Here is a 12727-nt window from a genome sequence, read left to right as displayed (position 1 = left end):
GGCCGACCTCCTCAGACCTTGATGTTGGTCAGAACGCGCATGACGATCAGGTTCATCCCCAGTAGGATCCCCACGACGAAACAGGCGGGGATGAAATACGGGTGATCGATCACCTCGTCGTAGTATCCCGGATCGTTAACCATGATCGCGCCGAGGCAGAAGAGTGGAAAGCCGGACAGGAACTTGCCCGACCACTGCGCTTCTGCCGTGATCGCCTTGACGCGGCGGAACAGGCGGAAGCGGGCACGGATCACCTTGGCCAGACCTGAGAGGATCTCGGCGAGGTTGCCGCCCGATTGTTGCTGAATGGTGACGGCGACCGAAAGGAAGCGCAGATCCTGCATGTCGAGCCGTTCAGCCATGTCCTTAAGTGCCTCGCCGATGTCACGCCCATAAGCGGATTCGTCAGCAATAATTCCGAATTCGGTGGCCAACGGGTCTTCGATCTCTTTCGAGACGATCGAGATCGCCGAGCTGAAAGGGTGCCCGACCCGCAGCGATCGCACCATAAGCTCCACGGCATCCGGCAGCTGCTCTTCGATCATGGCCATACGCTTCTTGGCCTTTGAGTTGATCCAGAAATAGACGCCTCCGACCCCGATGCTGACCGACGCCACCGCGCGCAGAGCAGGGTCTGCCTCGGTTCCGATCGTCAGGCCGACAAAGGCGAAGGCGGCAAGCCCGATCATGATCATGACGAGCTGGCGAGGGGTGAAGGCGATGGCTGCTTTCTGGGCCCGGTCGGCAAGCAATGAATACAGCGGGATCGACCGCGACTTCATGTGCTGCTGCATCTCCTTGCGGAGCTGTTCCAGCACCTGTTCGCGCCCGGTACCCTTGTCGAGCATTTCCAGCCGGCGGTTCACCCGGCTGTTGAGGCTGATGGATTTGCCGAAGGCGACGAGATAAAGACCCTCGACCAGGACGACGACGCCGACGAAGATCAGGCCATAGATGATCGGTTCTGCGCTCAGCTGCATTATCTGGTACTCACCACAGTGGGTTCATAGATCGAGGCAGGCAGCTCGAAGCCCCACATGCGGAACCGTTCCGAAAAGTGGCTGCGCACGCCGGTCGCCGTGAAATGGCCGATGATCTTGTTGTCGGGTGTCAATCCCACGCGCTGGAATTTGAAAATCTCCTGCATGGAGATCACGTCGCCCTCCATGCCGGTGATCTCGGTGATCGAGGTCATCCGGCGCGAACCGTCCTGCAGGCGGCTGGCCTGGACGATCAGGTTCACGGCGCTGGAAATCTGGCTGCGCATGGCCTTCAGCGGCATTTCAATGCCGGCCATCGCGATCATGTTCTCCAGGCGCGAAATGCCGTCGCGCGGATTGTTTGCGTGGATCGTGGTCATCGAGCCGTCGTGGCCGGTGTTCATGGCCTGCAGCATGTCGATCACTTCCTCGCCTCGGGTTTCGCCGACGATGATGCGGTCGGGGCGCATCCGCAAAGCGTTCTTGAGACAGTCGCGCGGCGACACCTCGCCCTTGCCTTCCACGTTCGGCGGGCGGCTTTCCATACGACCCACGTGGATCTGCTGCAGCTGAAGTTCTGCGGTGTCCTCGATCGTCAGGATACGTTCGGAGTTGTCGATGAAGGAAGACAGCGCATTCAGCGTCGTCGTCTTGCCCGAGCCCGTTCCGCCGGACACGATGATGTTCAGCCGGGTTGCGACAGCCGCCTGAAGATAGGCCGCCATTTCCTCGGTGAAGGCGCCGAAGGCAACCAGGTCGTCGATGCCCAGCTTGTCCTTCTTGAATTTCCGGATTGACACAAGCGACCCGTCCACCGCCACGGGCGGAACCATCGCGTTGAAACGCGAGCCATCGGCGAGGCGGGCGTCGACATAAGGGTTTGATTCATCGACGCGCCGGCCGACGGCCGAGACGATCTTGTCGATGATCCGCTGAAGGTGCTTCTCGTCCTTGAAGGTGACGTCTGACAGTTCAAGCTTGCCCTTGCGCTCGACAAAGACCTGGCGCGGACCGTTGACGAGAATATCGCTGACCGTGTCATCCTGAAGCAGGGTTTCGAGCGGACCGAGACCCGTGACTTCGTCGTAAAGTTCCTTGTTGAGGGTCTGTCGGTCTTCGCGGTTCAGCACGATGCCCCGCTCGTCCAGCAACTCGCCGGCGATGGTCGCGATTTCAGCCCGCAGGTCTTTTTCGGTCGCATGTTCCAGCGCGGCGAGGTTCAGGTTGTCGAGAAGCGCGCGGTGCATCTCGATCTTGATCTCGCTCATGCGCTCCTTGCGCTTGCGTTCCCGGTCCATCGCCGTGGTTTCCGCCGGCTTGACCGCGAGAGGTTTTCGCAACGATGACGCCAGGGGCTGTAGCTCTGGTTCGCCAACGGCTGCCGCCGGTGCCGGTTCGATGGACTTGGTCTTGGGCCGGGCGGCAGCTTCGTCCGGCTTGTTGAAACGCTTGAACATGTTCGACTACACTCCGGAAGAGGTCAGGCGGCCTGAGCGTCGCTCTGACCAAGTTCGTACAGGGACTGCGCCAGCTTTGCGATTTCCTTGCGCAGCGGATTTTTCGCGGCGGAAGAAGCCAGCGGAATTCCGTGATCGGCGCACTGGGCCACCTGCTTGCCCCCATCGGGCAGTTGCAGGTCGATCGAAATCCCAAGGCTTTCGGCCATTCGCTTCACCCGCGCCTTTCCAGACAGATCCGTGAAGCCTGGCGCCCGGTTCAGAGCGAAACGCAGCTTGTTGAAGGGAAGATCTTCCGACTGCAGGGCCCGCTTGAGCCGCAAGGCGTTCTGTGCGGATCGCATATCGAGTTCCAGCACAGCAAAATAGACATGCGCGGCCTGAAGCACGGTTTCGGACCAATGTACCAGCGTCGAGGGCATATCTACGACAACAAAGTCGAAGTGCGCGCGCGCCATCTCGATCACGCGCTGGATGTCGGTCGGCGTGAAAATGTCGAGCGGCACGATATCCGAAGGCGAGGTCAGAACTTGCAGCTTGTCCTGGAACGGCGTCAGCGCTGCGGCAAAGACGTCCTTGTCGAGATTTTCGGTGTCCGACAGCATTTCAAAGACGATCTCGCGCCGCGGTAGGTCGAGATAGGTGGAAACCGAGCCATACTGCAGGTCCAAATCCAGTAGGCAGACACTGGGGGCGTCGGTCTTCGAAATGTTCGCCAACTCCCAGGCGAGATTGACCGCCAGCGTGGTCGATCCGGCGCCGCCCGCGAGCCCCTGGAACACGAGCAGCGCGCCTTCTTTGGCCGACCCCCCGGCAAGCGAGGCACGCGGATGATTCGCGTCCACCGCGGGGGCGGACCGCGTCTGGCGGAGGCGCTCGATGGCAGACTGCAATTCCCGTTCCGGGAGCGGGTAGGGGACGAATTCATCGGCCCCCTTGCGCAAGAGCTGGTGCAGCGACGCGGGCGTGACGTCTTCTGCAATGAGGATGACACTGATCTTGCGCGCCTTGGCCTGGGCGATGATTTCGCCCATCATCATCAGATTGTCCTCGTCCTCGCCGTCGATGGCCAGGGCGATGAATTCCAGGGTTTCCGCTTCGGGCTGGCTGAAAAACGCCAGTGCCTCGGCAAACCCAAGGTCACCCCAGCTCTCACCAAGGTTCGCTTCCATATCCTCGATCAGGAGGTCGAAATTCTGAACGTCGCGGCTGACCGTGCAGGCCACAATCGGATTGGTCTCGGGTTGCGGCGTTGCGCTGCTCATTGCCTTCATCCTCTTTGCGGGCCTGGCAGCATCAGGGGGCGGGTGGCCGCCGGACCCTGATGACATCTGCTCTGCCGACGTGTCTCCTTCACCCGGAATACACGTCGCCCTTTGAGGACACTCTGTCGGGAAATGTGGGCAATAATTGGGCCAAAAAAACCCAATTGTAGGGAGCCGGGCGACGATCGCCGCCCGGCACTCTTATTGTTCTTGCGTGAAACCGCCGGTGTTCTCGCGCCCGGTCAAACCCGAGGGAGGCACGGCGCTGGCGATGTATTCCCGATAGATGATCTGCGCATATTTGCCATCAAGAACCGTCGGGTGGCGTTTGACGAAGCCCGAAACCTCGGTGACCGTGCGTCGGTTCTGCCGTTCCCGGTCTTGAGTGTTGATGACGGGGCGTGTCTCGCCGTAGGAAACCAGCGCTTCCAGCCGTGACCGGCTAATTCCGCGCGCCGCGAGGTAGTTCACCACCGCGACGGCGCGGCGTTTGCCGAGGCCATAGTTGTAGCTGGCCGATCCCACCTTGTCTGTGTGACCGTAAACGCGGAACCGAACTTCGGGGAACTGGCGAATCCAGTTGGCCTGCTGATCGAGTATCTGCATCGACGCCGGGTCCAGCCGCGCGCTGTCGAACGCAAAGGTGACGGTCGTTGGCACGTCGCTTGCAAAACGGTTGCCAAGGCTGATCGCGTAGTCAAGCTCGCCACGCATGACCAGTTCGTTGGTTTGGTTGGCATTGCCCAACGATCGCGAACCCGGTTCGAGACCCGCTTCCTGGGAACAACCGGACAGCCCGAGGCCGATCATGAAGGTCGTAGCATACTTCCACATTTTCCCGATCCTCCGATCAGTCCAGGACATATCCGTAGGAACCGCTGAAGTCCTGCTTGGCGACTTCGTTAGCGGCAGCGTTGCCGGATTTGGCGCGGCTGGTCTTGCCATAGAGGAACAGCGATTTCTCGCTGGGCGGGATCACCCGGTCGGTGGGCAGGGCAAAAGCCTCGCCGCGCGTCGGGGTCACCAAATGGGCGGTGATGATGATCACCAGCTCGGTCTGTTTGCGCTGATAGGAAGAACTGCGGAACAGGGCTCCCAGAACCGGAACGTCCCCGATCCAGGGAAGTTGCCCGACACTGTCCAGAAAGTCATCCTGGATCAGGCCGGCAATGGCAAAACTCTCGCCGTCCCGCATTTCGACGGTGGTCGACGTCTCGCGCCGGCTGAAGGCGTCGATCTGGAAGCCGTTGAAGTTCACGCCGTTGTTCGGATCGATGGCCGAAACAGCCGCCATCAGCTCGAGGTTGATCACGTCCTGATCGACCACGCGGGGTGTGAAGTTCAGCTCGATACCGAATGGTTTGAACTCGACCGAGATCGCGCCGTTATCCTGTGCCACCGGAATGGGATATTCGCCGCCGGCAAGAAACTTGGCTTCCTGGCCGGAAAGTGCGGTGAGGTTCGGTTCCGCAAGGGTCCGCACGACGCCCTTCTGTTCCAGCGCTTCCAGCAACAGGCCAACTTGCAGCGAGCCCGCGTTAAATCCAAAGAGTACGGCACCGTTGTTGTCATTCACGGCTGGGATGTTGCCGCCCTGCGAACTGGTGACAGCTGGCTGGTTGTTCAGGGTATTGGTGCCACCGGTGAGGCCGGCGTTGTTTCCGAATACGCTGCCGGAAAGGCTGAGCGACGAACTGAGCGACTTGGAGACGGCGCGCTGCATCTCGGCGAAGCGGACCTTGAGCATGACCTGCTGGACGCCGCCGACGCTCATCAGGTTCGAAACGCGGTCGGGCGCATAGCGCTCGGCGAGGTCGAGCGCCCGTTGCAGGCGTTGGGAACTGGACACGACACCGGAGAGGACGATGCCGTCATTGGCGGTGCGCACCTCGATCCTCTCGCCGGGAAGAATCTGCCCAAGGCGTTCCTTGAATTCGGTGACATCCGCCGAGACGCGCACTTCGACGTTGGTAATCAGCCGCCCGGCCGCGTCCAGAAGCGTGAGCGTGGTCATCCCCGGAGACTTGCCCAGCACATAGATCGTGCGGTCCGACAAGGAGGAGATATCCGCGATGCCCGGATTGGCGATGCTGAGTTCGGAAAAGGAGACGTCGCTTTCGACCACGATGGCCCGGTTCATCGGAACATCAAGCGTCGCGGCGCTGCCCTTCTTGACGACCGTCAATGTTTCGGCCTGGGCGCCACCCACGAAGGGCGCAAACGCCAGAGCAAGCCCCATGAGGGCTGCCTTGAGTGAATCATGAAATGTCATGTGACCTGCCTCTCCGATCACGCCTCATTGTCGGGTCTTTGTCGCCCGGTCTGAAGGTGACTGTGCGGCAGTTCGTGATTTATTGCAATAATCAGAGGTTTCCGGGCCCCTCCTTATGTGGACAACCGGCAACAACGAAAAAACGGGGCGTGTTGTCCACACGCCCCGTTGTTCCTGGAAAACTGTTTCAGTTCATCAGTTTGTGCAGGGAATTGGCAGATCCACCACTTCGGCGCCGCGCCGGGTGCGGATCGTGCAAACCTGTTCTTCGGCCTTGGCCGGGGCGGCCTGAATTTCGCTGATGCCAAGCAGCGACCGTTGGTTGACTTCGATGGCAGCTGCAATCGTATCGTCCGCCGCGCCGACCAGCGACAGGGACAGTTTGCCGCTCGACCGGGCCTGGGCCAATGCCGCGACCTGCTCGGGGCTGACCGCCACGGTCACGGTCCGCGCAATCGTTCCAGCTTCGATCTCGCCATTGGCGGACTGGTCGATGGCGATCACCTTGACGCCGGCTTCGATCATCTTGGTGAAATCGCCCGCGGCGTTGTCAGTCAGCCCACGCAGGCTGCCGGTCCAATAGACATCAACGCGGTCACCCGGCCGCAGGAAGCCAGACACACCCGAGGCGACATCGACGGGAATCGCGAAGGCCCGCATCCCGCGCTCGAGGCGCGAGTTGATGCCGGCATCCTCTCCGGGCGCGGTGACCTTGAGGACCATGATGGCTTCGTCTTTTTCCATCGCACGCAAGACATAGCGCTTTTCGACCACATCGGGCGGGAACAGGACGGCGAGATCGGTGAAGGCGCCTTCGGGAACCGCGTTCACCGGCCACTTTACGGCGCGGATCGCATCCTCGGTCAGCGGTTCACCGTATTTCAGTTGACGCGTGGCAACGTAGACCGGCACTGTGGGCACAATCGCCTGACGCGCCGCGCGCTCGCGATTCAGTTCGGCCTGATATTCGCCGATATATTTCTTGGCCATCATGACAGCGCCCCCAGCGAGGGCGATGCCGACGATCAGAACCAGTCCGAAAACCGCACGCATTCCGTGACTTCTCCATGGTTGAACCACCGATACCCTGGCGGCGAGTCATTGGACTCGGATGTGTTGACTGTTCTGAGGGTAGCCCCGGATTGTGGCCAAAAATGGGAGGACCGGTGGCGCGGCAAAGCTAGATGCAACGCGTATCCCTGCGAAGGTCGGGATCAGTTCCCGACTTGTTTCGCCGAAAGATACTCGCCAACCCCGTTGCCCACCCCACCGGAAGCCGTTTGGATCGACGTGTAGGCAACACCGGCCAGCGCAACAACCGCTGCAGTCAGGACAACCCAATCCACTGTGACAGCGCCACTTTCTCTACGAAGAAATTTACGAATTTGATTGCGCATTTTTAACCTCTCAGGAATGTCCTTGGGTCTTTTGGGCGAGGGCCACATCTTCGGTGAAAGACATGGCCCTCCAGCAAACCTACGTCTGCACGAGTCAATCGGACGGAGCTTTTCCTTCAATGTAGGCACCGGTTTCCGAGGTCAGTTTCTCGGCGCCGGTCTGAATCGACGAATAGGCAGCACCGGCCAGGGCGACGACAGCTGCCGTCAGAACGACCCAGTCGACCGTGACGGCCCCGTTTTCGTCTTTGCGGAAATTCTTCACAAACTTCATCATGTTTGGTCCCTCCATAGGATCACGTGGTCACATCCTCGCCGGTCTCATGACCAATGAACTGGTCTCTCCGTCGTGGCATGTGCCTAATTGGCCGTTCGATTGGGGCAGCATTGGGGCGGCTTTATTGAATTTTAGTGCTTCGTCGCCGGCTTTTGGCAACAGTCGCAACACCTTTGTGAAATAATCCAGAGGACTTAATGGTGTACAGGGAACGCTCAATCTGGGTGTCGCGAAAAGCTGAAAGGCCGCGCTCTGTCGAGCGCGGCCCTAGACCATCGATCTTTTACAACCGTATCAGTCGCTGGGAGCTTTTCCTTCAATGTAGGCACCGGTTTCCGAGGTCAGTTTCTCGGCGCCGGTCTGGATCGACGAATAGGCCGCACCGGCCAGGGCGACGACGGCTGCGGTCAGAACGACCCAGTCCACCGTGACGGCGCCGTTTTCGTCTTTGCGGAATTTCTTCAGAAATTTCATCATAACATGTCCCTCCAAGGATCATGGGTTGTCACTCAGCACGCAACGTCCGGGTCGGAACCACACTCTCTCTTCGGTTCCAGTCCGTCGCGATGGGCATTTGTTGCCGAACCACATGGCAGGAATTGGGCCAAAAGCGGGAATTTTTGGTAAGAACTCGGGTTTCATGGGGTTATGTCATAACTCATTGACAAAAATAAGAAAATTAATGATTTTCCGCCCCTTCCAGCCCGGCTGGCAGATGCAATTTGGATCCATAAAGCGAAAAAAGCCGCAGTTCGGACGCTATTATGTGGAAATCTTCGCAGCTACCGCCAAAGATCCCGACCAAAGAAAACAAGGTTCGAGCAGTCGAGACCTGACATGAAGATTTTGACCCGATCGGCCGCTCTAACGGTCATGACGCTGTTTGCGCCCTCCTTCGTTCTCGGAGAGGCGCCCCAGCCGTTCCCCGAGTTCGCGGCCAAGCGGATCAAGGTGCCGGGCGCAGCCACCGCGGTACCTGCCAACCCGCAACGGCCGCGCATCACCGTCCAGATCGACCCGGTCGAGCAGGCGGCCCTTCTTGCGGCGCGGCCGCCCATGCAAAAGGCCACAGGCGAAGCAGACGACGACGATGCCGCCCCAAAGGCCGCTGGCGGTTCCTATGACTGGTTCTGGAGCGAGGTCTCGCCCGCGCTGACGGGGGCTGGGCCGGGCCGTCTGGCCCAGGCGATGCGCGCGCTCCAGAACTCCGATAAGGTCTCGGCGCCCCGGCTGCAGACCCTGCAGGAGATTGCCCGGGCACAGGGGGCACCAATCCTCAGATCGACCGTGGGCACGTCGGTGTCTCCGGCACTAGTACTCGCGGTGATCGCCGTCGAATCCGCGGGCCGCAGTGACGCGATAAGCGGGGCAGGGGCGGCCGGCCTGATGCAGCTGATGCCGGACACGGCCACACGTTTCGGCGTGATCGACCGTCTGGCCGCCGATCAGAGCATCGCTGGCGGTGTCAAATATCTCGACTGGTTGATGAAGGAATTTGACAACGACCCGATTCTGGCGCTGGCCGGCTATAACGCGGGCGAGGGCGCCGTGAAGACCCACAAGGGCGTTCCACCCTACGCGGAAACGCGTGACTATGTACCAAAGGTGCTGGCGGCCTGGAAAGTCGCCAGCGGGCTGTGCCGCACGCCGCCCGAGCTGATTTCGGACGGTTGCGTTTTCGTGGCGATGAACTGACCTACTCCGAAAACACGTCCGCCCATTCCGGATGCTTGCGTCTTTGGGCGTTCACGAAGGGACACAGCGGCACGATTTTCCAGCCGCCGGACCGGGCATCCTCGACCAGTCGCTCGGCCAGCAGCCTGCCGGCCCCCGTGCCGCGCATCGAAACCGGCACGCCTGTGTGATCTGCAATGACAAGCTGGGGCGAAACTATGGAGTAGGTCAGCTCTGCCTCGGCGCCATCGCGCCTCAGGACATAGCGCCCCTTCGTTTCGCCCCTTTCATGAACAATGGCGTCAGACAAGCGTCGCCTCGGTCGCGGCGCGCAACTCTGCCTCGCTGACGCCATCAGCCAGTTCCACCAGCTTCAGCCCGCCCGGCACCACGTCAAGCACGCCGAGGTTGGTGATGATGCGATCGACCACGCCCTTGCCGGTCAGCGGCAGGGTGCAAGCTTTCAGAACCTTCGATTCACCGGCCTTGTTGGCGTGGTCCATCACGACGATCACCTTGCCGACACCGGCCACGAGATCCATCGCTCCGCCCATGCCCTTGACCAGCTTTCCCGGAATCATCCAGTTGGCGAGGTCGCCGGTCTCGGAGACTTCCATCGCCCCAAGGATCGCCGCCGCGATCTTGCCGCCGCGGATCATGCCGAAGCTGGTGGCGCTGTCGAAATACGAGGTGCGCGACAGTTCGGTGATCGTCTGCTTACCGGCGTTGATCAGGTCAGGGTCCTCTTCGCCCTCGAAGGGGAAGGGGCCCATGCCCAGCATCCCGTTCTCGGATTGCAGGGTGATGTCCTTGTCGCCGACATAGTTCGCCACCAGCGTCGGGATCCCGATGCCAAGGTTCACGTACATTCCGTCTTCGAGTTCCTCTGCCGCCCGAGCGGCCATCTGGTTGCGGTCCCAGGGCATGTCGTCCTCCAATCGGATGCAAAACCGGCAGCAAAGTCACCGCCGGTAGGGGTCAATCCCGCTTGATGCGGGGTATTCTCAATGTCACAACGCTGCCGCGCGGCCCGCTGGCCATGCGGAGCGTACCGTCCATGCTCTTGGCAAGCTGCTGGATAATGCGCCCGCCAAGGCTTGAATTGTTAGGCCATTCCGCATCTTTCGGCATGCCTACACCGTCATCGGCCAGTTCGACGCGCATATCGCCTGCGTTGTTCTCGTGCACGCTCAGGCGAATATGTCCCGCCTCGCGGCCGACAAACGCATGTTGCATCGCATTGGTCGTCGCTTCCGAAATGATCAGCCCGCAATTCACAGCAACCTCCAGAGGAACCGTAAAGCTGTCGATGTCGAGATCGACCAGCAGGCTCCCGCCGCCTCCCAATTCGGACAGCGAATTGACGATGCGGCTGAGGTACCCGCCAAGGGCCACCGCGTCGCGATTCTCGCCGCCACTGGCGTTGAGTTCTTCGTAGAGCAGCTGAAGGGTTTCCACCCGACGGGCCAGCTTCTCGAAAGCTTCTGCCGGAACATCCTCGCGCGAATGCAGGCGGATCAGGCCCACCACCATCATCAGATGGTTCTTCACCCGGTGCTGGATTTCGCGCAGCATGAAGTTCAGCTTCTCGTCGGCCTCTGCCTCGGGCGGCTCTCCAAGCACCTTCTGCACACCGAAGAAATACTGCACTTCACCTTGTTCGTTGCGGAGCGGAGCGATCAGCAGACGGTTCCAGAACGGCGACCCGTCCTCGCGACAGTTCAGGATATCGGCTGAAACCTCTTCTCCCTTCGCGATGCCATCCCGAATCCTCTGAACGGTTTTGGGATCGGTTTTCGCGCTCTGAAGGAACCGGCAGTTGCGCCCGATGGCCTGAGCCGCCGAATAGCCGGTGGCCTTTTCAAAGGCCCGATTCACGAAGACAATCGGATTGTCTTCCAGGCGCGGGTCAGTCAACACCATCGGAAACGGGGCCGAAAGGACGATCTGCACGGCGATCGACGCGCCGTTTTCCGTCGGAGGGCCAGCGATGTCTTCCATGCGTCAGGCGACCTCGCGCTTTCGAACGGTACGTTGTTCGATGCGCTTCTCGTGCTCCCCCTGAATCAGGCGGTGGACGTAGATGCCTGGCAGGTGAATCATGTCAGGGTCGAGGCTGCCGCGCGGCACGATCTCTTCGACTTCGGCCACGCAGATCTTGCCGCACATGGCGGCCGGCGGGTTGAAGTTGCGGGCAGTCTTGCGGAAGACGAGGTTGCCGGTATCGTCGGCCTTCCAGGCCTTGACGATGGAGAGGTCGGCGAAGATGCCCTTTTCCAGGATGTAGTCCTGGCCGTCGAAATTCTTCACTTCCTTGCCCTCGGCGATCACCGTGCCAACACCGGTCTTGGTGTAGAAACCTGGGATCCCGCAGCCGCCAGCGCGCATCCGCTCGGCCAGGGTGCCTTGCGGATTGAACTCAAGTTCGAGCTCGCCGCTCAGATACTGGCGCATGAACTCGGCGTTTTCGCCGACGTAGGAAGACATCATTTTCTTGACCTGCTTGGTCTGCAGCAGCAGGCCCAGTCCGAAATCGTCGACCCCGGCGTTGTTGGAGGCCACGGTCAGGTTCTTTGTCCCGGCATCGCGGATCGCCGCGATCAGCAGCTCGGGAATGCCGCAGAGACCAAAGCCGCCGGCGGCGATGAGCATGCCGTCGAACAGAACTCCGTCCAACGCCGCGGCTGCGGACTCGTAGACTTTTTTCATTCGGATTGCCTCCATCCTGTACGGAACTTTGATGCCGCGCTGCGGCAGCAGAGTCAACGGAGGGCAATCCGCGTCAGCGTCGGAGCGCCGGGTTCGAACTGGCGTCAGATCACCCGAACCTGCGCCCCGATGGGAGTGATCTCGAAGACCTCAGCAATCATCTCGTTATACAGGCCGATGCACCCGTCAGAACTGCGCCGTCCGATTTTCCGCGTGTCGTGCGTGCCGTGGATGATATACGCGGGCCAGGCCAGATACATCGCATGGGTACCCAGCGGATTCTCCGGACCCGGGGGAATCGGCTTCCAGTCCGGATAGCGCTCCATCTGGCTGGCCGTGGGCGTCCAGGACGGCCCGACCTTCTTGCGCACGATCTCGGTGTAGCCGCGCTTGGTCAACTCGTCCGTGCGGGGCACGGACGTGGGGTAAACACGATAATCGCTGCCATCCGCGCTCCACCAGTGCAGGGCGCGCGACACCGTGTCGGCCACGATGCTCACCTTGCCTGGCGTCTGGAAGTGATCCTCCCAGCGCTGGTTGGAAAAGCTCGAAATGTTATGGCGGCTAAAATCCTCGTGCTCCGGCTCAACGGTCTGGGCGCGGAGAATCGCGGGCGCGGCAACGAATGCAACGGAAGCGGTCAGAAGGCCGCGGCGGGATATCTGGGACATGGGTTTGCCTGTGGTCGTGCTTTTT

The 12727-nt window shown here is 60.7% G+C and carries 16 protein-coding genes; 2 read left to right on the top strand and 14 right to left on the bottom strand.

Translation table 11 applies throughout. From position 1 onward, the window contains the following. Window positions 1–11: 11 nt before the first annotated feature. The 9 genes from ACFO5X_RS02630 to ACFO5X_RS02590 form a co-directional block, all read right to left on the bottom strand. Window positions 12–980 (bottom strand): type II secretion system F family protein, encoded by a 969-nt coding sequence (locus tag ACFO5X_RS02630; protein ID WP_380715612.1) that lies wholly within the window; start codon window positions 978–980, stop codon window positions 12–14. Then, window positions 980–2437, bottom strand: coding sequence for a CpaF family protein (locus ACFO5X_RS02625; RefSeq protein WP_380715610.1), 1458 nt, complete (start codon window positions 2435–2437; stop codon window positions 980–982). The genes ACFO5X_RS02630 and ACFO5X_RS02625 overlap by 1 nt, the downstream gene beginning before the upstream one ends. Window positions 2438–2460: 23 nt before the next feature. Further along, window positions 2461–3702: a CpaE/TadZ family protein gene (locus tag ACFO5X_RS02620; RefSeq protein ID WP_380715608.1), complete on the bottom strand. Its 1242-nt coding sequence runs from the start codon at window positions 3700–3702 to the stop codon at window positions 2461–2463. A gap of 201 nt (window positions 3703–3903) precedes the next feature. Continuing rightward, window positions 3904–4536, bottom strand: coding sequence for an OmpA family protein (locus ACFO5X_RS02615; protein ID WP_380715606.1), 633 nt, complete (start codon window positions 4534–4536; stop codon window positions 3904–3906). A gap of 16 nt (window positions 4537–4552) precedes the next feature. Continuing rightward, window positions 4553–5974 carry a type II and III secretion system protein family protein gene (locus ACFO5X_RS02610; protein ID WP_380715602.1) on the bottom strand — a complete coding sequence of 474 codons (1422 nt, stop codon included), beginning with the start codon at window positions 5972–5974 and terminating at the stop codon, window positions 4553–4555. Between the two features lie 195 nt (window positions 5975–6169). Beyond that, window positions 6170–7027, bottom strand: coding sequence for a Flp pilus assembly protein CpaB (gene cpaB, locus ACFO5X_RS02605; protein WP_380715600.1), 858 nt, complete (start codon window positions 7025–7027; stop codon window positions 6170–6172). 161 nt (window positions 7028–7188) lie between these two features. Continuing rightward, window positions 7189–7371: a hypothetical protein gene (locus ACFO5X_RS02600; protein WP_380715599.1), complete on the bottom strand. Its 183-nt coding sequence runs from the start codon at window positions 7369–7371 to the stop codon at window positions 7189–7191. A gap of 94 nt (window positions 7372–7465) precedes the next feature. Further along, window positions 7466–7648 carry a hypothetical protein gene (locus ACFO5X_RS02595; protein ID WP_380715597.1) on the bottom strand — a complete coding sequence of 61 codons (183 nt, stop codon included), beginning with the start codon at window positions 7646–7648 and terminating at the stop codon, window positions 7466–7468. 294 nt (window positions 7649–7942) lie between these two features. Beyond that, a complete protein-coding gene (locus ACFO5X_RS02590; RefSeq protein ID WP_380715595.1) occupies window positions 7943–8125 on the bottom strand; it encodes a hypothetical protein in 183 nt (60 codons plus the stop codon). A 25-nt stretch (window positions 8126–8150) separates the two neighbouring features. On the opposite strand from ACFO5X_RS02590, the gene ACFO5X_RS02585 reads away from it, so the two are divergent. Both ACFO5X_RS02585 and ACFO5X_RS02580 read left to right on the top strand, forming a co-directional pair. After that, complete coding sequence (locus ACFO5X_RS02585; RefSeq protein WP_380715593.1) at window positions 8151–8489, top strand: hypothetical protein; 339 nt, start codon at window positions 8151–8153, stop codon at window positions 8487–8489. Then, entirely contained in the window at window positions 8486–9343 is an 858-nt protein-coding gene (locus tag ACFO5X_RS02580; protein ID WP_380715591.1) for a lytic transglycosylase domain-containing protein, read from the top strand. Before ACFO5X_RS02585 ends, ACFO5X_RS02580 begins: the two co-directional genes overlap by 4 nt. Window position 9344: 1 nt before the next feature. On the opposite strand, the gene ACFO5X_RS02575 is transcribed toward ACFO5X_RS02580, so the two are convergent. From ACFO5X_RS02575 to ACFO5X_RS02555, 5 genes are all read right to left on the bottom strand, one after another. Next, window positions 9345–9632, bottom strand: a complete 288-nt coding sequence (locus ACFO5X_RS02575) for a GNAT family N-acetyltransferase (RefSeq protein WP_380715589.1) — start codon at window positions 9630–9632, stop codon at window positions 9345–9347. Beyond that, window positions 9625–10248 (bottom strand): CoA transferase subunit B, encoded by a 624-nt coding sequence (locus tag ACFO5X_RS02570; protein WP_380715586.1) that lies wholly within the window; start codon window positions 10246–10248, stop codon window positions 9625–9627. The genes ACFO5X_RS02575 and ACFO5X_RS02570 overlap by 8 nt, the downstream gene beginning before the upstream one ends. Before the next feature lie 52 nt (window positions 10249–10300). Continuing rightward, window positions 10301–11323: a PAS domain-containing protein gene (locus ACFO5X_RS02565; RefSeq protein WP_380715584.1), complete on the bottom strand. Its 1023-nt coding sequence runs from the start codon at window positions 11321–11323 to the stop codon at window positions 10301–10303. Window positions 11324–11326: 3 nt separating this feature from the next. Next, on the bottom strand, window positions 11327–12031 hold the full coding sequence (locus ACFO5X_RS02560) for a CoA transferase subunit A (RefSeq protein WP_380716365.1): 705 nt from the start codon (window positions 12029–12031) through the stop codon (window positions 11327–11329). Window positions 12032–12135: 104 nt separating this feature from the next. Then, window positions 12136–12702 carry a L,D-transpeptidase gene (locus tag ACFO5X_RS02555; protein WP_380715582.1) on the bottom strand — a complete coding sequence of 189 codons (567 nt, stop codon included), beginning with the start codon at window positions 12700–12702 and terminating at the stop codon, window positions 12136–12138. Between the last annotated feature and the right edge of the window lie 25 nt (window positions 12703–12727).

It is taken from the genome of Seohaeicola nanhaiensis (assembly GCF_042654245.1).
Taxonomy (GTDB): Bacteria; Pseudomonadota; Alphaproteobacteria; order Rhodobacterales; family Rhodobacteraceae; genus Seohaeicola_A; species Seohaeicola_A nanhaiensis.
Note: the sequence above shows the minus strand (reverse complement) of the source record. Positions and strands in the feature narration are given on the sequence as shown.

Bases quoted from the DNA above. Each gene is read 5' to 3' on its own strand.
- ACFO5X_RS02610 (WP_380715602.1), bottom strand. From the start codon at position 5,974: ATGACATTTCATGATTCACTCAAGGCAGCCCTCATGGGGCTTGCTCTG.
- ACFO5X_RS02555 (WP_380715582.1), bottom strand. From the start codon at position 12,702: ATGTCCCAGATATCCCGCCGCGGCCTTCTGACCGCTTCCGTTGCATTC.
- ACFO5X_RS02600 (WP_380715599.1), bottom strand. From the start codon at position 7,371: ATGCGCAATCAAATTCGTAAATTTCTTCGTAGAGAAAGTGGCGCTGTC.
- ACFO5X_RS02625 (WP_380715610.1), bottom strand. From the start codon at position 2,437: ATGTTCAAGCGTTTCAACAAGCCGGACGAAGCTGCCGCCCGGCCCAAG.
- ACFO5X_RS02560 (WP_380716365.1), bottom strand. From the start codon at position 12,031: ATGAAAAAAGTCTACGAGTCCGCAGCCGCGGCGTTGGACGGAGTTCTG.
- ACFO5X_RS02620 (WP_380715608.1), bottom strand. From the start codon at position 3,702: ATGAGCAGCGCAACGCCGCAACCCGAGACCAATCCGATTGTGGCCTGC.
- ACFO5X_RS02595 (WP_380715597.1), bottom strand. From the start codon at position 7,648: ATGATGAAGTTTGTGAAGAATTTCCGCAAAGACGAAAACGGGGCCGTC.
- cpaB (WP_380715600.1), bottom strand. From the start codon at position 7,027: ATGCGTGCGGTTTTCGGACTGGTTCTGATCGTCGGCATCGCCCTCGCT.
- ACFO5X_RS02565 (WP_380715584.1), bottom strand. From the start codon at position 11,323: ATGGAAGACATCGCTGGCCCTCCGACGGAAAACGGCGCGTCGATCGCC.
- ACFO5X_RS02580 (WP_380715591.1), top strand. From the start codon at position 8,486: ATGAAGATTTTGACCCGATCGGCCGCTCTAACGGTCATGACGCTGTTT.
- ACFO5X_RS02630 (WP_380715612.1), bottom strand. From the start codon at position 980: ATGCAGCTGAGCGCAGAACCGATCATCTATGGCCTGATCTTCGTCGGC.
- ACFO5X_RS02615 (WP_380715606.1), bottom strand. From the start codon at position 4,536: ATGTGGAAGTATGCTACGACCTTCATGATCGGCCTCGGGCTGTCCGGT.
- ACFO5X_RS02570 (WP_380715586.1), bottom strand. From the start codon at position 10,248: ATGCCCTGGGACCGCAACCAGATGGCCGCTCGGGCGGCAGAGGAACTC.
- ACFO5X_RS02590 (WP_380715595.1), bottom strand. From the start codon at position 8,125: ATGATGAAATTTCTGAAGAAATTCCGCAAAGACGAAAACGGCGCCGTC.